At 69.9% G+C, this 20,436-nt stretch carries 15 protein-coding genes and 1 tRNA gene; 10 read left to right on the forward strand and 6 right to left on the reverse strand.

Annotation, left to right across the window (positions count from 1 at the left end; genetic code table 11):
- The first annotated feature begins 98 nt into the window (after window positions 1–98).
- The 3 genes from JHY01_RS12850 (at window position 99) to JHY01_RS12860 (ending at window position 5,386) form a co-directional block, all read left to right on the forward strand.
- A complete protein-coding gene (locus JHY01_RS12850; protein ID WP_205326053.1) occupies window positions 99–2,804 on the forward strand; it encodes a DEAD/DEAH box helicase in 2,706 nt (901 codons plus the stop codon).
- On the forward strand, window positions 2,801–4,006 hold the full coding sequence (locus tag JHY01_RS12855) for an SWIM zinc finger family protein (protein ID WP_205326054.1): 1,206 nt from the start codon (window positions 2,801–2,803) through the stop codon (window positions 4,004–4,006). Before JHY01_RS12850 ends, JHY01_RS12855 begins: the two co-directional genes overlap by 4 nt.
- Before the next feature lie 72 nt (window positions 4,007–4,078).
- Window positions 4,079–5,386, forward strand: a complete 1,308-nt coding sequence (locus JHY01_RS12860) for a hypothetical protein (RefSeq protein ID WP_205326055.1) — start codon at window positions 4,079–4,081, stop codon at window positions 5,384–5,386.
- Window positions 5,387–5,557: 171 nt separating this feature from the next.
- Here the strand turns inward: JHY01_RS12860 and JHY01_RS12865 are convergent, their stop codons facing one another.
- Complete coding sequence (locus tag JHY01_RS12865; protein WP_205326056.1) at window positions 5,558–6,868, reverse strand: cellulose binding domain-containing protein; 1,311 nt, start codon at window positions 6,866–6,868, stop codon at window positions 5,558–5,560.
- A gap of 141 nt (window positions 6,869–7,009) precedes the next feature.
- Between JHY01_RS12865 and JHY01_RS12870 the strand changes: the two genes are divergently transcribed.
- Window positions 7,010–8,617, forward strand: coding sequence for a cellulase family glycosylhydrolase (locus JHY01_RS12870; RefSeq protein ID WP_205326057.1), 1,608 nt, complete (start codon window positions 7,010–7,012; stop codon window positions 8,615–8,617).
- A 58-nt stretch (window positions 8,618–8,675) separates the two neighbouring features.
- Here JHY01_RS12870 and JHY01_RS12875 read toward each other — a convergent pair.
- Window positions 8,676–8,751, reverse strand: a tRNA-Arg gene (locus tag JHY01_RS12875).
- A gap of 168 nt (window positions 8,752–8,919) precedes the next feature.
- Window positions 8,920–9,609, reverse strand: a complete 690-nt coding sequence (locus JHY01_RS12880; protein ID WP_205326058.1) for a hypothetical protein — start codon at window positions 9,607–9,609, stop codon at window positions 8,920–8,922.
- 141 nt (window positions 9,610–9,750) lie between these two features.
- Here JHY01_RS12880 and JHY01_RS12885 point away from each other — a divergent pair, with 141 nt between their 5' ends.
- Complete coding sequence (locus JHY01_RS12885) at window positions 9,751–10,893, forward strand: winged helix DNA-binding domain-containing protein (protein WP_205326059.1); 1,143 nt, start codon at window positions 9,751–9,753, stop codon at window positions 10,891–10,893.
- Window positions 10,894–11,059: 166 nt separating this feature from the next.
- Here the strand turns inward: JHY01_RS12885 and JHY01_RS12890 are convergent, their stop codons facing one another.
- Genes JHY01_RS12890 through JHY01_RS12900 form a run of 3 tightly spaced genes read right to left on the reverse strand, consistent with a single transcriptional unit; the run spans window position 11,060 to window position 14,027 of the window.
- On the reverse strand, window positions 11,060–12,757 hold the full coding sequence (locus JHY01_RS12890; protein ID WP_205326060.1) for a DUF885 domain-containing protein: 1,698 nt from the start codon (window positions 12,755–12,757) through the stop codon (window positions 11,060–11,062).
- Entirely contained in the window at window positions 12,754–13,689 is a 936-nt protein-coding gene (locus JHY01_RS12895) for a prephenate dehydrogenase/arogenate dehydrogenase family protein (protein ID WP_205326061.1), read from the reverse strand. Before JHY01_RS12895 ends, JHY01_RS12890 begins: the two co-directional genes overlap by 4 nt.
- Window positions 13,689–14,027 carry a co-chaperone GroES gene (locus JHY01_RS12900; RefSeq protein ID WP_205326062.1) on the reverse strand — a complete coding sequence of 113 codons (339 nt, stop codon included), beginning with the start codon at window positions 14,025–14,027 and terminating at the stop codon, window positions 13,689–13,691. The genes JHY01_RS12895 and JHY01_RS12900 overlap by 1 nt, the downstream gene beginning before the upstream one ends.
- Window positions 14,028–14,284: 257 nt before the next feature.
- On the opposite strand from JHY01_RS12900, the gene JHY01_RS12905 reads away from it, so the two are divergent.
- The 5 genes from JHY01_RS12905 to JHY01_RS12925 all read left to right on the forward strand — a co-directional run bounded on the left by JHY01_RS12905 (window position 14,285) and on the right by JHY01_RS12925 (window position 20,430).
- Window positions 14,285–15,667 (forward strand): AI-2E family transporter, encoded by a 1,383-nt coding sequence (locus JHY01_RS12905; protein WP_205326063.1) that lies wholly within the window; start codon window positions 14,285–14,287, stop codon window positions 15,665–15,667.
- On the forward strand, window positions 15,664–17,664 hold the full coding sequence (locus tag JHY01_RS12910) for an ATP-dependent DNA helicase (protein WP_205326064.1): 2,001 nt from the start codon (window positions 15,664–15,666) through the stop codon (window positions 17,662–17,664). Before JHY01_RS12905 ends, JHY01_RS12910 begins: the two co-directional genes overlap by 4 nt.
- Window positions 17,665–17,949: 285 nt before the next feature.
- Window positions 17,950–18,579: a DUF47 domain-containing protein gene (locus tag JHY01_RS12915; protein WP_205326065.1), complete on the forward strand. Its 630-nt coding sequence runs from the start codon at window positions 17,950–17,952 to the stop codon at window positions 18,577–18,579.
- Window positions 18,580–18,581: 2 nt separating this feature from the next.
- On the forward strand, window positions 18,582–19,583 hold the full coding sequence (locus tag JHY01_RS12920; protein ID WP_205326066.1) for an inorganic phosphate transporter: 1,002 nt from the start codon (window positions 18,582–18,584) through the stop codon (window positions 19,581–19,583).
- A gap of 94 nt (window positions 19,584–19,677) precedes the next feature.
- Window positions 19,678–20,430, forward strand: a complete 753-nt coding sequence (locus tag JHY01_RS12925; RefSeq protein WP_205326067.1) for a hypothetical protein — start codon at window positions 19,678–19,680, stop codon at window positions 20,428–20,430.
- The last annotated feature ends 6 nt before the right edge of the window (window positions 20,431–20,436 follow it).

Raw genomic sequence — 20,436 nt, forward strand, 5'->3', positions numbered from 1 at the left:
GCACGTGAGCGCCCGCCGAACACGAACGGGCGAGTGGGTTCGGAGCGAGCACACACCTCGACATATCCTGCGGAAGCAGCCGTCAGAAGGTGACCGAGGTGAGGGACGTCGAAGACCGTCTAACGCAGATCGAAGTGGCGTTCGCGCCGTCGGACCCACCGCGCGGCGGGCTCGTCGCGCTCTACCGGCTCGACGGCGGCCCGCTGCCCGAGGCACCCGGCGACCCGGGACGCATCAGCGTCGTCACCGACGCCACCGGGGCGGTCAGTGACGTGCCGGCGGTGAAGCTCCGGCCCGAGCGGGCCTGCGAATACCTGCTCACCACACCCGCCCACACCGGCTCCGCCCGCGCGTGGGCCCTGGCCGCCCGCAAGGCTCTCGAACTCATCGCATCAGGCTGTGTCGCACCGGGCTTGGACGCCGGCGGCGCCGGCGCTTGGCGGATCGCCGGCATCGACGGCGAGGACGCCGAGTGGCTCCACCGCCTCGCGGACGCCATGCCTCCGGCCGCATACGCCGTCGCGGTCAACGGCCGCCTGCCCGACCCGTACCGGCTCCTGCGCGCCTTCCTCGACGCCGTCGCCGACGCCTGGACCCGCAGCCCCGCCGTCACCGCGCTTCTCGGCGAGCACGCGCTGACCGCCGCGCACCCGATCGAGGCACCCGAGTTCGCCCGCGGGGCCGCCCGTCTTGCGAACGGCCGCGACCGCGGATTCGGACCCGCGCTCGCCATCGATCCGAGCGAGCGGAACGTGCGGATGCGCGCCCTCCTGTTCGACCGCGCCGATCCCGCGGTCCTCCGCCCCCCTGAGCCCGGTGACGAAGCCGAACTGCAGGTGGCGTTCGCGCATCTCGCCGGCGAAACCGGGTGGAGGCGGCTGCGGCAGTTCAGCCGCACCGCCGACGGTCTCTCCACCGTCCTGAACCACGACGACCTCGCCTATCTCTTCTTGGAGGACGGCCTCTTCGATCTGCGCGAACTCGGTGTCGAAGTCCGCGCGGACACCCTCGTCAAGACCGGACCGAGCCTCTCGCTGGCCATCGAAGGGCCCGAGGCCGAAGGCGGCCTGTTCTCGCTCGACCGGCTCCTGGGCTTCAAATGGCAGGCCGCACTCGGCGACCGTGAACTCACCGCCGCCGAACTCGACCGCATCGCCGATTCGCACAGCCCGCTCGTCCAGGTCGGCGACCGCTGGATCCTGGTCGATGACGCGATGCGGGCGAAGCTCGCCCGCCGCCTCGACGCACCCGCGCCGCTCGAAGCGCTTCGCGCGGTGCTCACGGGCACCGTCGATGTCGACGGCGACCAGGTCCCCGTGACCTCATCCGGTCCATTGCAGACCTTGCGGGAGCGACTCCACTCCAACGCGAGTGACACCACCATCCCACAACCTGAAGCGCTGCGAGGCCACCTGCGCGACTACCAGCTGCGCGGCCTGAACTGGCTCACCGGCCTGGCCGAACTCGGCCTCGGCGCCTGCCTCGCCGACGACATGGGCCTGGGCAAGACCATCACGCTCCTCGCCCACCACCTGCACCGCCAGAACGACCCGGCTACCGCCGGGCCCGCCCTCGTCGTCTGCCCCGCGTCCCTCATGGCCAACTGGGCCGCCGAGGCCGCCCGCTTCGCCCCGGGTCTGACGGTGCGCCGCTTCCACGGACCGGGCCGCACCCTCGACGACCTCGGCCCCGCCGAGCTCGTGCTGACCACCTACGCGACCATGCGGCTCGACGCCGAAGCCATCGCCGCGGTCGCTTGGAGTCTGGTGTGCGCCGACGAGGCCCAGCATGCCAAGAACCCCGCTTCGGCCACCGCGAAGGCCTTGCGCGGCATCAAATCCGGCGCCCGAGTCGCCCTCACCGGCACGCCCGTGGAGAACAACCTCACCGACCTGTGGTCCATTCTCGACTGGACCACCCCGGGACTCCTCGGCAGCCGCGAGGGCTTCCGCGCCGCCTACGGGCGCGCCGCCGAGAAAGGCGACCCCGAGACGGCCGCCCGGCTCGGCGAACTCGTGCGCCCGTTCATGCTGCGCCGCCTCAAGACCGACCCCGGCATCGCCCCCGAACTGCCCGCGAAGACGCTCACCGACCAGCACGTGCGGCTCAGCAAAGACCAAGTGGCCCTGTACAAGCGCGTCGTCGACGACACCATGGCCGAGATCCGCGCGGCCGCCGGGATCGAACGCCGCGGCCTCGTCCTGGCCCTCCTCACCCGCCTCAAACAGGTCTGCAACCACCCCGCCCACTACTCCGGCGGCACCGACCCAGCGAAAGGCAAGTCCGGGAAGCTCGAACTCGTCGATGAACTGCTCGACACGATCCTCGCCGAAGGCGAGCACACCCTGGTCTTCACCCAGTACACGGCCATGGGCGACCTCCTCCTCAAGCACCTGGGCAGACGCGGGGTCAAAGCAGCCTTCCTCAGCGGGAAGACCCCGGTGAAGAAGCGCGAGGCGATGGTGAACGCCTTCCAGAACGGCGAGACCCCGGTCCTCCTCCTCTCCCTCAAAGCCGCCGGGGTCGGCCTCAACCTCACCCGCGCCACCCACGTCATCCACTACGACCGCTGGTGGAACCCCGCCGCCGAAGACCAGGCCACCGATCGCGCCTACCGCATCGGCCAGACCCGGCCCGTCCAGGTCCACCGCCTCATCTGCGAAGGGACCCTTGAAGAACGCATCGCGCAGCTCCTCGAACAAAAACGCGAACTCGCCGAAGCCGTCGTCGGCTCCGGCGAGGCGGCCCTCACCGAGCTGAGCGACGACCAGCTCCTCGAACTCGTGCGCCTGGAGGAACGATGAGACGCCGACTCCTCGCCGACGAGAGCCAGACCGCGCTCGCGAACGCCTTCGCGGCCGCCCTCGACCCGATCCTGCGCGAGGCCGACTCCGGCCGCATCCAGCGCGGCCTCGGCATGGGGCGCAGCCCCGGCTGGGTCGACGGCCTCGACATCGCACCGGGCACCGTCCAGACCGTTGTCGCCGGCTCCCGCTCCGGCCGCTACCGAGTGCAGGTCCGCATCCGCGAGTTCGAACGAGCCGAGCGGACCGCTTGGGATGTGGTCGTAGGACATATGGGCTTCGGCCCCGATGTCGAACAGGGCCGGTTCGGCCGCGACCTCATCGAATGCGCCGCCGAGGTCGGATGCCCGATCGTGCCCGATCCCGATGAGATCGAGGCCGACTGCGACTGCCCTGATCCTCAATGGACGTGCAAGCACATCGTCGCCGTCCTCGCGACCCTCGTCACCGAGGTCGACCGCTCAGGTGCGGTCCTGTTGCGCTTGAGAGGCATCGACGCCGCCGACGCGATGAGCGCCCCCGCCGACCTGGAAACCGGCCGGACGCTCTGGGCCAAGACCGCCTATGAGAGTGGACCGACCGCCGCCGAAGCGTTCGCCCGCGAATGCGGCCCACTGCCCGATGCCCCTGAGGTCCCGGGCGAACCAGTACTGCAGTGCTACCACGAGAACCCGTACGACCCGGGCCGGTTCACCGCCGACCTGAACGCCGACGCACTCGACCTCCAAGCCGCGATCGCCGCCACCACCGCGCTCCTCGCGATCGACCTCCCACTCCGACCCCGGCCCGATGCGCTGGCATTGGACGTCGTGCGCATCGCCATTGGAGCGAACGAGGCGATCCCGCGCCTCGCCGAGATCGCCGGATGCAGCCCGTTCGAACTCCAAGAACGCACGTACGCCTGGCTCTTCGGCGGCGAAGCGGGCGTCAACGCCCTCACCGACCAGTTCCGGCCCGACCCTGAAACCCGCCAGAGCGCCGACGCGATCCTCAAGGCCCGCTTCGGTACCGTCACCCGCCGCCAGAACCGTTGGACCATCGCCTCCGAGGATCTCCAACTCCGCCTCGGCCGAGACGGCCTCTGGTACCCGTACACCAAGGAAGCCGGAAGATGGCTCCCCGACGGCCTGCCCGCAGCCGACCCCGCCGAAGCCGCGACGGGTGCCATGTCACCGGAAGAAGATCTGACGGCGACCGGGTAACATCGCCGAGCCGGCCCCTTCGCCACCCAGACCGCGCAGCGAGGTCGACCCGATACGAGAAGGGAACCGGTCATGTCTCCGGTGTCGAGGAAGCGCAAGCCGAAGAAACCAAAGCGGACGGCAAAGCCCCAGGCTCTGCCCGGCGCGGTGGTCGGGACGCCGCCCCGTCATCGGACCGGCGCGTTCGCGGTGTTCAACCCCACGCCGTTCCACGAACCGTGGTTCGACGCCGAGAGCAAGGCACTGGTAGAGAGTGCCGAGCAGGAGTGGGAGTCCTGGTACGACGAGGATCTGCCCGGTCTCGAAGACCGGGCCTCCAGGGCGGTCGGCACGGTCCTGCTGCGGCACTGGAAAGCCGACCACTCCTCCGGCAACACCTTCAACCCCTGGCTGGGGCACCTGGCGAAGGCGGCCGCGAACCGCGCGATCGCGCTGATCCGCGCCGGAGACGACACCTGGCGGGGCCCGGCGTGCCTGTTGCTCGGGCTCGGAGCGAACCGGCCGAGCGGTCTCAAGGCCCAGGCCGACACCGCGGTGTCCAAGCTGCGCAAGGCCCTTGACGGCCACGGCTGGCCGGAAGCCTTCTCGAGACTGGCCGCGGAGCGCACCGAGGCGACCGGCAAGGCCTGGATCGCGGTCGACGGCTACGGCGACCGGTTCGGCCTGGTGATCCAGACCGCCACCGGGATCGACGAGGAGGAGCACTACTACCTGGTCGCCGTCGAGATGGCCTCCGACAACACGGCGACGTTCGCCGGCTCGTACTCCTCGCTCGACGTCGCCTTCGCACGCTGGCGGGAGCACGTCGGCCTCAGCGCCGCGCGCGCCGAACCGAAACCAGTGACCTCCGGCCGCGACCTCTGGTTCCTCATGTACCTGACCGATCCGGGCGACATCACCTACGACCTGAACATGGGGCCCGTCCTCCTGGAGTACTTCCGGGCGCAGCGCCGCCTGGAGGACCTGGTCGCGCTCTTCCGCGGACGCGGCCTGGAGATCCCTGCGCCCGTCGGCCTGTACCGGCAGGACCTCGAACCGGACTTCGAGCCGTTCATGGACTGGCTGACCGAACGCGGCTGGGACGAGGACGCCGTCGGCGATCGCGTCTTCACGCTCATGAACGAGTGGTACGACGGCACCCCGCCGGAGACGGTGCACGCGATCTCCCCGCTGCGCGTCGCGGCCCGCAGCCTGACGACGCTCGACGTGTACGACATGGGTGAGGACTTCAAGGCGCTCATGACTGAATGGATCCGCTACTGCGCGGCCCGGACCGGTCTCGACGGCACCCTGACGGAGGCGGCGGTCGCCGCGGTCCCAGCGGACCGCGACGAGGCCAAGAAGGTGGACAGGAGCTTCGAACCACCCGAGGAGGACTGAGCCCGGAGCTGACTTCCCCGGCTGTTCCAACGTTGAGACCGGGTCAGCCGTGCAAAGGTCAGGACCCCGCTCGATGATGACTCGACCCCTCTGGAGCAGCGGATCATCGTGGTCGAGCGGACCCGACTCGGCCCCCGATGACCGCGCTCTCAGTTGCAGCGTCGGTCGGGCCTACGCGGTGGTGTAGGCGACCTCCGTGTAGGGCGTGCCGCACGGGGTGCAGGACGAGGGCAGGGAGAACTCGTACACTCTGCCGTCGTTGATGAGCTGGTCTTCGACGTCGGTGACGCGGATCTGGAAGTCCGTGCCGGCATCGAGGGTCGGTTCGAGGATGTAGGACTGCCCCATGTCGCCGTTCATCTCGGCCTGGTGCCAGGCGCCGTCGGCGAAGTACTCCACGCCGTGGATGCCGTTGGCGAGCTGCGAGATCGACACGGCTCCCCAGTACTTCTGCGCGCCTTGGAGGAAGCCGATCTTGATGTCGCCGCTGTAGTCCGGCGCGGGGATGAACGACCAGGACACCTCGCGGTTGTTCCAGTGGTCGAGCAGGCCGCCGGCCGGTTCGCCGTCGAGCTGGAACCGGTTGACGGAGGAGGTGACCAGGTCGAGGTGGTAGGGGTCGTCGCGACACCAGGCGTTCGCGTCACCGCAGCTGTCGGCGACGATCATGTCGAGGGTGGCGCCGTTGTACTCGTCGGCGGTCCAGGACCCGTTGCGGCAGAACGGCTGGTTCTGCGCGCCGTCATTGATGCCGGTGCAGTAGTCGCCGATGCTCACGCGCACCCACCTGCCGCAGTTGCGCCCGTTGTCCCAAAGCCCGATCTTGTCGGCCAGGTCGGGCGGGATCGGTCTCGGGTAGAAGTCGTAGTCGCCCGGGGTGTCGTAGACGTTGAGCGCGACGAAGTCCTGCGTCTCCAGTTCGGACTGCGGCAGTCCGCAGCCGCCGTAGGGTGATCCGAGACCGCTGAAGTGGGTCGCGTTCCCCGTCTCGCCTTCGCCGGTCGGCGGCGGCGTGGTCTCCTCCGGCGGGGTGGTGGCACCGGTGGGGGAGTCGGTCGCTTCGACCTCGCCGCAGGCGATGCCGTTCACGGTGAACGACTCCGGCGCCGATGCGGGCCCGTTGACGATGAGCCCGAACAGCTCTCTGGTCTGCCCGGCCGAAACGGCGGCGTTCCAACCGGCATCCGAGCCGGTGAACGCGGTCCCGGACTGGGTCCAGTCGACGTTCCAGGCGCTCTGGACCGTACCGGGCAGGTCGAACTCGATCGTCCAGCCGCCGATGCCCTCGGCGCCGGCCGTGAGCGACACGTTCGCCTGGTGTCCGCCGTTCCAGCTGCTGACGACGTTGTACTGCACGGATGCGCACGCGGCGGCGTGTGCCGGGTTCGCCGCCACGAACGCCGCCGTCGCGGCGATCAGCGCTCCGGACGCCGCAGCGACTGCGATGAGCCGCCTGCGCCGTTGCGCTCCTTGGGTTTCCATCGATCGGCCTCCTTCGACTCTGGTGCGCCCGGGATCGCGGATGCGGGGCTCCACCTTGACAGATGTATCTAGATCTATCAATATGTAGGGACGATACTCTTGGGATCGCTCCCAGTCCAGCCTCGCGTCAGGAGCACCGGCATGCCGCACGTGCGCAGAATCCGCCAATTCCGCAGAGCCGCAACAGCAGCACTGCTCAGCGCGCTCGCCGTGTTCGTCGCGGCCGGCCTCTTCGTGCTGGGGCTCCCCTCGGCGCCCGCCAGCGCCCAGACGCAAGGAACCGGCAGCGGCTACCTCAGCACCGACGGCAGCCGCATCGTCGACGCGACCGGTGCTGAGGTGCGCCTCACCGGGATCAACTGGTTCGGGATGGAGACCGACAACCACACCTTCCACGGCCTGTGGGCCAACGCCCCGGCGACCTGGCGGGGCCAGCTCGACCGGATGGCCGAGCTCGGGTTCAACACCCTGCGCATCCCCTACACCGGGGACTCGCTGCGCCCGGACGCCGAGGCCACGAGCATCAACGACTACACCAATCCCGACCTGGTCGGCCTGCACCCCTTGGAGATCCTCGACCTCGTCATCGAGCACGCCGGCGACCTCGGCATGCGGGTCATCCTCGACCGGCACCGGCCGAGCGCCGCCGGACAGACACCCCTCTGGTACACCCCGCAGGTCTCCGAGCAGAGCATCATCGACGACTGGACCATGCTCGCCGAGCGGTACGCGGGGAATCCCACCGTGGTCGGCGCGGACCTGTTCAACGAGCCGCACGCCGAAGGGACCCTGCCGAACGCGACCGGCGCGTGCTGGGGCTGCGGGGACCAGGCCCGGGACTGGCGTCTGGCGGCCGAACGGATCGGCAACGCGATCCTCGACGTCAACCCCGACTGGCTGATCCTCGTCGAAGGCGTCAGCACGGTCTCGGGAGGGCTCACGAACGAATGGGACGACGACCCCTCCACCGACGACGAGAGCACCTGGTGGGGCGGCAACCTGAGTGCCGCGTTCGAGTTCCCTGTCCGCCTGGACGTGCCGGACAAGCTGGTGTACTCCGCCCACGACTACGCGATCTCGGTCTACGACCGGCAGCCGTGGTTCGAGGACCCGGACTTCCCGAACAACCTGCCCGAGGTCTGGGACCACTTCTGGGGCGACCTCCACAAGCAGGACGTGGCGCCGGTCCTGATCGGCGAGTTCGGCAGCACGCTGGCGAACCCGCTGGACCGGCAGTGGCTGGAAACCCTCATGGACTACATGACCGACAACGGGATGTCGTTCACGTTCTGGGCGTGGAACCCGAACTCGGGTGACACCGGCGGCCTCGTCGGCAACGACTGGTGGACCCCGAACCAGGAGAAGTACGACATCCTCGCGCCGCACCTGGTGCCGCCGGTCGGCAACGGCGAAGGCAGCGAGACCTCTTCCCCGCCAACGGAACCCGGTGGCGACTGCGAGGCGACGTACGAGATCACCGGCGGGTGGCCGGGGAACTTCCAGGCGAACGTGACCGTCGAGAACACCGGATCGACGGCACTGAGCGGCTGGTCCGTGAACTGGACGTACGCGGGGGACGAGGCGGTCTACAACTCGTGGGGCGCCCAGTTGACCCAGTCCGGCGAGAACGTGACCGCCGTCGGACCTGCCCAGAACGGGAGCCTCGCGGCCGGCCAGAGCGTCGTCTTCGGCCTCCAGGGAACCGTCACCGGCACCGCCACACCACCGGAAGCCACCTGCACGGCCTGAGCCCGTGAATCCTCAAGAGACGAGAGAAGCCGGGTCGACGACCCGGCTTCTCTCTCTATGGTGCGCCGCGAGGGATTCGAACCCCCAACCTTCTGATCCGTAGTCAGATGCTCTATCCGTTGAGCTAGCGGCGCAGGTCGGCTTGATCGTTTCGATCAGGACCGGGCATAACCTTACCTGGGGCGAAAACCGATCTGCAACCGGGTATGCGGATGTGCGCTGTGTCATTGCACATGGTCCGAGGCCCTCCGGGACGGATTCGAACCGCCAACCGCCTGATCCGAAGTCAGGAAGCTCAGCTGTCAGCAGTTGTCGAGGACGGTCTTCGCCAGTGCCCGCCAAGCCGCGGGCAGCGCCTCGGCACGCTCCGGGAGCGGGGCTCCCGCCGCGGCCCACACGGCCGCCTCGGCCTCCGACACCTCGTCACCCAGCACGTAGCGCTCGACGAACGCCGCGCGGTGCTCATGGCCCGGAAAGAAGTACCCGCCCGCCGCGAACAGCGCCACATAGGCGCGGTGCAGGCCCTCCGTGAGCGTCTCCGCGAGTTCCCAAGGGTCCGCCGCGTCGCCCAGTCGCTTCGCGAGCGCCTCGACCTCCCCGGCCACCGCCTCGCGCGACGCGTCGGCCAGCGCCTGCGGAAACTCGGTGACCTCCGCGCGGGCCCGCGAGCCCAGCTCCGAGTCGTCGGCGAGGAGCGTCCCCTCGGCGAACCGCGCGATCACATGCAGCGCCTCGTCGCCGGGCCGCTCCCAGCCCTCCCCGCGGTCGAGGGCCTCCATGTGGGCCTGGAACCGCGCCACCGTGAGGTGCACGGCCTCGACGCTGGCCTCGGCGGGGACCGTGTCGGTCTCCCACACGCAGACCAGTTCGGCCTCCTCCCCGAATCCGGACAGAGCGGGGCCGTGCGCGTAGGCGAACGCGAGGCGCTCGTCGTCGTTGATCTCGGCGAGGACGTCGGTGGAGAGCCTGAGGACCGCGTTGGGAAGGGACATGCCGCAATTGTGGCCGTTGTTCGCAACCGCGTCCACCCGCATGTTTATATCCGCGGCCGGTGATTCGGGCCATGCGCCGCCGCGGCCGGACACGCTGATCTGCGGAGCGCTCATGTCGCATGGGGCGGTTAGCATGTCCAGATGGCTACACCCACCGGCCGACTCGGCACGGATCTCGAGGCGGGCGCGGTCGCCGCCTGGCGGGCCCACTCGCAGCGGCTCTGGGGCGAGCGCTTCGCCACACCCCTCGAAGCGTTCAGGTATCTGGGCGCGGTCCAGTCCCAGGAGTACCAGCCTTCGAAGCTCACTCCTGCGATGCGCACGCGCCCCGACGCGGAGGGTCTGCCGTTCGGGGCCGTCGACTCGGTCGACGCACTCATCGAGCAGGGCGCGGTGCTGCGGACGCACGTGCTGCGCCCGACCTGGCACACCGTTCCGGTCGAGGACCTGCGGATGATGCTCGCGGCCACCGCCGACCGGGTCCTCCAGGTGGCCGGCACGCAGTTCCGCAGCCTCGGGCTCGGCGAGGACGAGCTGCTGCTCGGGGACGAGGTGCTCGCGGCGGCCACCGCCGGCGGACGGCACCTGCTGCGCGAGGAGGCGTCCGAGGCGCTGGCGGCCGCCGGGATCACCGACCCGACCGGGCTGCGCCTGATCCACCTGCTGTTCCACGCCGAGCTGGTGTCGGCGATCTGCTCGGGGACGCCGAAGGGCGGCAAGCAGACCTACGCGAACTTCGACGAGCGCGTTCCGGCCGGGCCGATCGCGCAGGACGAGGCGGTCCGGGCGCTGGCGCTGCGGTTCTTCACCTCGCGCGGGCCTGCGACGGTCAAGGACTTCACGCGGTGGGCGACGTTGAAAGTGGCCGATGCGAAGGCGGCGATCGACGGGCTCGGGCTGGGGGAGCTGCGGGTCGGCGAGCGGGTGCTCTACTACGTGCAGGAGCCGCCGGCCGAGCGCGATCCAGGCCCGGTGGTGGACTTCGTGCAGGGCTTCGACGAGATGATGTGCTCGTACACGGACACGAAGGAGTTCGTGACACACCACTCGGTACCGCCGTCGCGGTTCCCGGGGCGGGCGCGGTACACGTCGGTGATCCTGCTGGACGGCCAGGTCATCGGCAGTTGGAAGGCGACGCTGAAGCGCGAGAGCGTGCTGCTCGAGACGTGGCGGGTCCGTGGATTCACGGCGGCGGAGATCGCGGCGCTGCGCCGCGGCGCTGACCGGTTGCGGGCCTGGTACGGCAAGCCGGAGATGGAGCTGGTGCTCGACCACGAGGCCTGACGGCGCCACCGTCCGAGCAGGGAGATCCGGGATGACGGATATGTTCTGAACGAAGCGCCCCCGTTCGACAGCCTGCACCTCGCGGGTGCGACAACCTGTGTAGACGTGAAACAGCCTCACTCGCGCATTGCGCGGGCGAGGCCGTTCTGTCGGTTGACAGGTATTGCTAGAGCCGGCCGAGGGCTTCGGCGAACGGGGCGAGGCCCATCGAGCCGAGGTTCAGCGCGTCGGTGTGGAACTGCTTGAGACTGAAGTCCGCGCCCTTGCGCGCCTTGTAGTCGTCGCGGGCCTGCATCCACAGGCGCTCGCCGACCTTGTACGACGGGGCCTGGCCGGCCCAGCCGAGGTAGCGGTTGCGCTCGAAGCTGAGCATGTCGTCTTCGATGGTGCGGGTGTGGGCGCGCATGAACTCGTACATCTTCTCGCCGTCCCAGGTCTCGCCCGGCCGCCAGCCGAACGGGTTGTCCTCGGGGATCGCGAACTCGCAGTGAAGGCCGATGTCGACGACGACGCGGGCGGCGCGGAAGGCCTGCGCGTCGAGCATGCCGAGGCGCCCGGCCGGGTCGTCGTCGTAGTAGCCGAGCTCGTCCATGAGCCGCTCGGAGTAGAGCGCCCAGCCCTCGCCGTGGCCCGAGCACCACATCATCTGGCGCTGGAAGCGGTTGAGCAGCTCGATGCGGGCCATGGTCTGGCCGACCTGGAGGTGGTGGCCCGGCACGCCCTCGTGGTACACAGTGGACTTCTCGCGCCATTTTCCGAACAGCTTCTGGCCCTCCGGCACGGACCACCACATGGCGCCCGGCCGGGAGAAGTCCTCGCTCGGACCGGTGTAGTAGATCGCCCCGTCCTCGGTCGGCGCGATCTTGCAGTCGATGGTGCGGATCTGCTCGGGGATGTCGAAGTGCTTGTCCGCGAGGTCGGCGATCGTCGAGTCGGCGAGGTCCTGCATCCAGTCGCGGAACACGGCCTTGTCGGTCATGTTCTGGTCGGGGTCCTGGTCGAGGAACGCCACGACCTCTTCGATCGAAGCGCCCGGCTTGATCTTCGCGGCGGTCGCCCGCATGTCGGCCTCGATGCGCGCCAGCTCCTGCCAGCCCCACGCGTAGGTCTCCTCGAGGTCGATCGCGGCGCCGATGAAGTACCGGGACGCGCGCGAGTACCGGTCGCGGCCGACCGCGTCCGTCTCCGGCGCCTGCTGGGCCAGCTCCTCGCGCAGGAACCGCGCGAAGTTGTCCGTCGCCCTGCGCGCCTCGGTCGCGCCGTTGCTCAACGCGATCCGCATCGGCCCGCTCGTGATCGGCTTGCCGTCGATCGTCACCGACTTGTTCAGGGCCATCCAGAAATCGGTGTCGGGGCCCTTGGCGCCGTTCCAGTTGTCGCAGTGGGTGGCCACTTCGAGGACCTGCCGTTTCGCGGCCACGCGGCCCTCGGCGGCCTCGGCGCGCAGCGTCTCGGTGTACTGCGCGAACGCGTCCGGGATGGCCGTGAGGCGGGCCGCGATGTTCTTCGCCGCCTCCTCGCCGTCCTTGGGCATGAGGTCGAAGATCTGGCGCACGCCGTGCACGGGGGAGGCGAGGACGTTGAGGCTCAGGTAGGTGTCGCCCGCTTCGTGGCGTTCCATCTGGAGGCGCAGTCGTTCCAGGATGGCGTCCTTGGCGACGCGCTCGCGCTCGTCGACCGGCTCGGCGGCCTCGAGGTCGGCGATCGCCTTGCGGGTCAGGGCGGCTTCGGCCTCGAGCCCGGCGGGCGAGAGGTCGTCGATCTCGTGGTCGTGTCCGGGGACGCCCATGCTCGTGGCCGTGAGGGGGCTCAGGGCGATGACGTCCTCTACGTACTGGTCGGCGATGCGATCGATGCTTCTCATGAAGTGGACTTTACGCGAGGGCGCCGGGCGAGCGCGACCTCGCTTTCGACCGATTCGAGCCAGCCGCCGGCCGCGCCGAGTTCCGCGAGCGCGACCCGGTTCAGCGGGATACGTTGGGCTGCAAGGGGTTCCGGAGGCCAGTCCGCGCGGCGGACGCGGGCCTCCTCGAACCATTCACTGATTGGCTTCGGCCGATCAGTGTAGGCGTCGAGGTCCTGCCGCGCCGCGTCGAGCTCGCCGCGGAGGTCGTCGAGGGCCGCGACGATCTCGTCCCGGTTGCCTTCGACCATGCCCGTGAAGAGCGCGGTCGGACTGGCCGCGACGCGGGTGCCGTCGCGGAACGAGCCGGCCGCGAGCGTGCGGGCCAGCGGCTCGTCGGCGACGCGCACGAGCGCGGCGGCGACCAGGTGCTCCAGGTGCGAGATCCGGGCGGCGGCCCGGTCGTGGTCGGCGGCGGTGGCGGGCACGACGTGCGCGCCGATCGACGTCCACAGCGCGGCGAGGGAGGTCCAGTCGGCCAGGTCCGTGTCCGCTTCGAGGCACAGCACCCATTTGCGGCCCTGGAAGAGGCCCGGTTCGGCGGCGGCGAACCCGCTGGTCTCCTTGCCCGCCATGGGATGCCCGCCCACGAACCGATGGCGTGCGAAGCGCCGCGCGGGCTCGGCCTTGACGGAGGAGACGTCGGTGACCAGGCCCGTGTAGCCGCCGAGGGTCTCGGAGGCGACGGCGGCGAGGTGCCGGAACGGGGCGGCCACGACCGCGAGGTCGGTGCCGGCGAGCGCGGCCGGGTCGCCGGTGACCGGGACGTGCGCGGCGGCGGCGTCGCGGGTCGCCGGGTCGGGGTCGAAACCGAGCACCTCGTGCCCGGCCTCGGCGAGCGCGAGGGCGACGGAGCCGCCGATGAGGCCGAGCCCGACGACCGCGACGCGCATCAGAGGTAGAGCCCCGTGCCGTCGTTGTCGACGCGCTTGGCGGCGACCGCGTGGATGTCCCGCTCGCGCAGGAGGATGAAGGTGCGGCCCTGCATCTCGACCTCGGCCTTGTCCTCGGGGTCGAACAGGACGCGGTCACCTGAGACGACGGAGCGCACGAGCGGGCCGACGCCGACGGCTTCGGCCCAGTGCAGGCGGCGGCCCATGGCGGCCGTGGCGGGGATGACGATCCCGGCGGCGGAGCGGCGCTCGGAGTCCGCGTCCTCGCGCACGAGGAGGCGGTCGTGCAGGAGCCGAACCGGCAGCCCGGTCGTGGAGTCCAACGGTGTATCGGTCACAACGAGCAAGGTTACCGGCTGCGCGGCCGGGGATGCAGCGCGAGCGGGGGAGTCCCACTCCACTCTCAGGCGCGGGGGAATTGCCGAGGTCGAGAACCGGAGTCGGTCCCGGAACGCCCCGCCGCGACCGGCCCCTCCCCGGGGTGCCGGTCGGCACTCGGTACAGCCTGCTGTATCGGAAGAGTCGCACCGAACCGGTACGGTACGTGTTGACGTTGCACCCACCTCCTTTCGGAGGAACCGTCCTTGGAGAGACCGTGAGCCGATTCCGCCGCACCACCGCCCGGGCACGTCAGTTGTGGATCGGCATGCGCCTCAACCCGGTCGCCGAGCGGGCCCTCTCCGGACGGCCCGAACCGGACCCCGACGAGCCCGAGATCCCAGTCGGCGGCGACATACCGCCCGAACTCGACCAGTCCGGCGACGGCGAGCACCCCGAGCGCCGCTTCGTCCCGACCGGCCTCGCCGTCGGCGCGGCCTGGTCTTGGCGGATCCTCATCATCGGCGTCACCGTCTCGGTGGTCCTCTACCTGCTCAGCCACGTCACCATGGTCGTCATCCCCGTCGCGATCTCCTTCCTCCTCGCCGCCATGCTCCAGCCGCCCGCGGCCTGGCTGATGCGCCACGGCTGGAACAAGTCCCTCGCCTCGATCCTCATGCTCGTCGCCGGCCTCGCCGCGGTCGGAGCGATCATGACGTTCGTCGTCCAGCAGTTCATAGCGGGTATCCCCGACTTCTACGACTCGATCGTCACCGGCCTCAAAGACGCCCAGACCTGGCTCGAATCCGGCCCCTGGGGACTCGACGGCGCGCAGGTCGCAGGGATCGTCGAAGACATCCAGGACAACATCACCGACTGGTACAACGAGAACCAGCAGACCATCGTCCAAACCGGACTCGACGTCGCCGGCTCCACCGCCTCCGGCCTCGGCAACTTCGTCACCGGCCTGTTCCTGGTCCTGTTCACCACCTACTTCTTCATCCGCGACGGCCGCAAGATCTGGACCTTCCTCACCGGGATGCTCCCGCGCCCCGCCTCCGAGCCGCTCCGCTACGCCGGCGGCGTCGGCTGGTCGACGCTCGTGCAGTACATGCGCACCATCGTGGTCGTCGCCGCCGTCGACGCGATCTTCATCGGCCTCGGCCTGTGGCTCCTCAACGTCCCGCTGTGGCTGCCGCTGACCACGCTGATCTTCCTCGGCGCGTTCGTCCCGATCATCGGTGCCACGATCTCCGGCATCGTCGCCGTCGTCGTCGCCCTCGTCGGCACCCCCAACGGGCTCGTCACCGCCCTCATCGTGCTCGGCATCGTGCTCGCCGTGCAGCAGCTCGAATCGAACCTGCTGCAGCCCTTCCTCATGAGCCGCGCCGTCAAACTCCACCCGCTCGCGATCGTCCTCGCCGTCACCGCGGGCGGCTTCGTGTGGGGCATCATCGGCGCGCTCGTCGCCGTCCCGCTCCTCGCGATCATCAACGGCACCGTGCGCGCCCTCGGCCGCTACCGCCAGGCCCGCCGCGAAGCCCAGGCCCGCGGCCTCGAAGGCGAGGACGCCACCGCCGAAGCGGTCAGAGTCAGCGCCGGAGGCGGCGCCGCGGACGACGGCACCGACGTCGGCGAGCAGGCGGCGCAGGAGGCATGAGCACCAACGCAACCGTCACCGAACCCGCCGCCAAGCCCGCTGCGAAAGCCGCCACCAAAGCCGAACGCGACGCCCTCGCGATCCTCGACGCCGCCGTCGCCGCCACCCCCCACGGCCAGGCCCGCGAAGGGCAGCGCGAGATGTGCGCGGCCGTCGCCGCCGCCATCGACACCGACAAGCACCTGCTCGTCCAGGCGGGCACCGGCACGGGCAAGTCCCTCGCCTACCTGTGCGCCGCGCTCGCGGCCGGGAAGCCCGTGGTCGTCTCGACCGCGACGCTCGCGCTCCAGCACCAGCTCGTCGCCGTCGACCTGCCTCGCCTCGTCGAAGCGGTCGCGCCCGTCCTCGGCCGCAAACCGACCTTCGCGCTCCTCAAAGGCCGCCACAACTACATCTGCAAGCGCAAGATCGCCGGCGAGGAAGACGAGGACGACGGCGCGATCGAGGGCACCGAGACCCTGAAATGGGCCGGGCAGCAGGCGTCCTTCGCGAAGCAGGTGCAGCGCCTCTTCGACTGGGCGAACGACACCGACACCGGCGACCGCGACGACCTCGACCCGGGCGTGTCCGACCGCGCCTGGAAGCAGGCCTCCACCTCCTCCGCCGAATGCCCCGGCGCGAAGGACTGCGCCCAAGGCCAGGACTGCTTCGCCGAGTGGGCCCGCGCCAAAGCCCACGAGGCCGACATCGTCGTCACCAACCACGCCCTGCTCTCGATCGACATGATGAACGAGCGCAGCGTCCTCCCCGAGCACGCCGTGCTCATCGTGGACGAGGCGCACGAGCTCGTCGACCGCGTCACCTCCGCCGCCCGCGCCGAACTCCACCCGGCGCGGCTGCGATGGCTCGCGCAGCGCGGGCGCCGCCTCATCGATCCGGATGTGGCCGACCAGGTCCGGGAGGCCGCGGACGCGCTCGAGGGCGCGCTGAACGCCGCCGGGGAGCGCCGGTTCTCCGGCGAGCTGCCCCCGCCGCTCGTGGAGGCGCTCAACCTCATCAACGGCGCGTGCGTCAAGGCCACCACCCACCTGGGCTCGCTCGACGCGGAGACGAAGAAGCAGTTGAGCGCCCAGCAGCTCAAGGCGGGGCTGGTCGAGACGATCGAGACGGCCGGGCGCTGCGTCGGCCCGGCCGGGGACGACGTGATCTGGTCCGAGCCGAACGGCCCGCAGCTGGTCGCCGCGCCGCTCTCGGTGGGCGGGCTGCTCTCGGCGATGCTCTATGAGGACCGCACGGTGATCGCGGCGTCCGCGACGCTGACGCTGGGCGGACGGTTCGACATCGTGGCCCGCAACCTCGGCCTCCCCGCGGACGGGCACGGCTGGTCGTCGCTGGACGTCGGTTCCCCGTTCGATTACCGCAAGCAGGGCATCCTCTACGTCGCGGCGTCGCTGCCGCGCCCGACCGCCTCGGGCCTGTCCGAGGAGTCGGGCAAGGAGCTGCTGCGCCTGGTCGAGGCGAGCCGCGGGGCGACGCTCGGTCTGTTCTCGTCGAAGAGGGCCGCTGAGGCGGCGGCCGAGCTGCTCCGAGCCCAGACCGACTACAGCATCCTCCTGCAGGGCGAGGAGACCCTCGGAAGCCTCGTGAAGCGCTTCAAGGAGGAGGAGTCGACGTGCCTGCTCGGGGTGATGAGCCTCTGGCAGGGCGTCGACGTGCCGGGCATGACCTGCAGGCTCGTGGTCGTGGACCGGATCCCGTTCCCGCGCCCGACCGAGCCGCTGACGGCGGCGCGGTCGGAGGCGGCGGACGCGGCGGGTCGCTCGGGGTTCACCGAGGTGTCGGTCCCGGCCGCGGCGATCCGGCTCGCGCAAGGTGCGGGCCGGCTCATCCGTCGCACGTCGGACCGCGGCGTGGTCGCGATCCTCGACTCGCGGCTGGAGACGAGCCGCTCGTACGGGAAGTTCCTGCGGGATTCCCTGCCGCCGTTCTGGTACACGACGAAGTCCGATTCGGTCGTGGGCGCGCTGGGGCGCCTCGCCGAGACCGCGAACGACTGATTAAACGCGACCCGCGCGGGGAACCCGTCTTGCCGACCCGGCAAGAGGGCCGCAGTGCGGTGCTTTGCGGGCGTCCCCGAAGCCGAAGGTGAACACAAGATGAATTCAAGTGAAATCTTTGCATAACCCCAGCTTGGAGCGCTTTCGTGGAGTCTCACACAGGAGACTTCGCGAACTTGTGTCGCGTTCACCTGGATGTTAACTTCGCGAAGACGAATTCCACCCGTCCCCTGAGCCGATCGGTACAGTGAGGACAGTCAAAACGACCGAAAGCAGGGGTGCCCAGTGCGGTTCTCGCTGAAGCCTCAGGACGACACGTTCTACGCCTTCTTCAACGATGCGGCGGACAACATCCGCCGAGGCGTGTCGATCCTGGCCGAACTGGGGGACGAGTCGGCCGACTACCAGAAGATCTCCGAGCGTCTCGTCGACGTCGAGCACGACAACGACCAGCTGACCCACCGGCTGTTCAACAAGATCAACTCGACGTTCGTCACCCCGATGGACCGCACGGACATGTACCACCTGGCCGGCAAGCTCGACGACATCCTCGACCACATCGAGGCCGCCGCGAACCTCGTCTACCTCTACGGCCTCTCCGAGCTGCCCACGCTGCCGCGCGAGATGATCGAGCAGGTCACCGTCCTCGGCGCGCAGGCCGACCTCCTCGCGGAGTACATGCCCAAGCTCAAGGGCCTCAACGCGACCATGAAGGAGTTCTGGGTCGAGTGCAACCGCCTCGAGAACGACGGCGACCGCGCTTACCGCATGCTCCTGGTGCGCCTGTACTCCGGCGAGTACCCGGCGCTGACGGTCATGAAGCTCAAAGAGGTCGCCGACGAGCTCGAAGCCGCCTGCGACTCCTTCGAGTCGGTCTCCAACGTCGTCGAGTCGGTCTACGTCAAGGAATCCTGAACGTGGACAGTGTGTTCATCGCGGTCTCGATCTGTATCGCCGCGGCCCTGCTCTTCGGTTACACCAACGGCTTCCACGACTCCGCGAACGCCATCGCCACCTCGATCTCGACCCGGGCGCTCAAGCCCCGCGTCGCGCTCGGCATGGCCGCGCTCGGCAACTTCGTCGGCGCCCACCTCGGCGGCAAGGTCGCCGCGACCGTGGCGAAGGGCCTGGTCGAGCTCCCCGACGGCCTCGAAGGCATCCTGATCGTCATCGCCGGCCTCTTCGGCGCGATCGCCTGGAACTTCACCACCTGGTACTTCGGTCTGCCTACCTCGTCCTCGCACGCGCTGTTCGGCGGCATGGTCGGCGCGACCATGGCCGGCGGCGCGGTCGTCCTGTGGGGCGGCATCGTCGACAAGATCGTGCTGCCGACGATCATCTCCCCGCTCGTCGGCTTCGCCCTCGGCTTCCTCGTGATGATCGCCGTCTACTGGCTCTTCAAGCACGGCCGCCCCGACAAGCTCAACCGCGGCTTCCGCCACGCCCAGACCGCCTCCGCGGCCGCGATGGCCATCGGCCACGGCATGCAGGACGCCGCCAAGGTCATGGGCATCATCATCCTGGCCCTGTCGGTCGGCGGGTATTACAACGCCGCCGAGCCGATCCCCGAATGGGTCTACCTCGCCAGCGCCGCCGTCATGGCCGCCGGCACGTACGCGGGCGGCTGGCGCATCATCAAGACCATGGGCCGCAAGATCATCGACCTCGGCCCGCCCCAGGGCTTCGCGGCCGAGACGGTCGCCAGCGCCGTGCTCTACGCGAACACGTTCCTGCTGGGCGCGCCGATCTCGACCACGCACACGATCACCTCGGCGATCATGGGCGTCGGCTCGACCGGCGGCAAGCGCGCCGTCAGGTGGGGCGTGGCCCGCTCGATCGTGATCGCGTGGATCATCACGTTCCCGATCGCGGCGCTCGTGGGCGCCTTGTTCTACCTGCCGATCCAGTTCATCGGCTAGCGAGCGGCAACGAGGGCGGCCCGGCTTCGGCCGGGCCGCCCTCGTTTCGGCCGTTGCGCGCTGGAAACGCGCGTTCTTGGGCTAGCGTGATGGCATGTCCATCCAGCGCTTCGGGAAATGGGACTTCAGAGCGGTCGACTCGACGTCGGCCGCTCGTGCGCTCGCCCGCCTCCGAAAGCAGGGCGCCCCCGCCGAGCCCGAGCGCGCGGCCGCCGTCGTGCTGCTGCGCGAGGCGCCGCTGCGGGTGTTCCTGCTGCGGCACGCGGCGAAGGAGCCGTTCGGACTCCCCTCGATCGACCGCGCCGAGACGCTCCAGGTGCGCGAGCGGTGGGCGCACCTCGACGTCGACGGCTACGAGAACGCCATGAACGGGCCCCGAGGCGCCCAGTACGGCTTCCCCGGCGGCCGGCACAAGCCGGACGACCCCGACGTGGCGATGACCGGTCTGCGGGCCGTGGAGGAGGAGACCGGCGCGATGGTCGCGCTCCAGCGCGCTTGGGCACGTTGGGTGACGCCCGAGTACGAGCCGGTGCGGTTCGACTCGTGGATCTATGTGGCGACGCTGGCCGAGGGCTTCCAGCCGCGGATCAGGGTCCGCGAGCCGGAGTACGCGACGTGGATCGGGCCTGAGCAGGCGGTATGCCAGTACGGCGGCCAGATGTCGATCCCGGAGGCGACGACGCTCGCCGAGCTGGCGCGGTATTCGACGGTGGGCGAGGTGTTCGCCGCGGCGGAGCAGCGCGACATGTCGCCGATCCTGCCGCGGGTCGCGGTCGAGGGCGAGGACGCCCGCCTGGTGCTGCCGGGTGAAGAGGGCTATCCGACGGACGCGCTCGCTTCGGCTTGACCGGCG

Origin of the sequence: Glycomyces sp. YM15, assembly GCF_016918015.1 — a bacterium.
In the GTDB taxonomy this organism is placed as follows: Bacteria; Actinomycetota; Actinomycetes; order Mycobacteriales; family Micromonosporaceae; genus Glycomyces.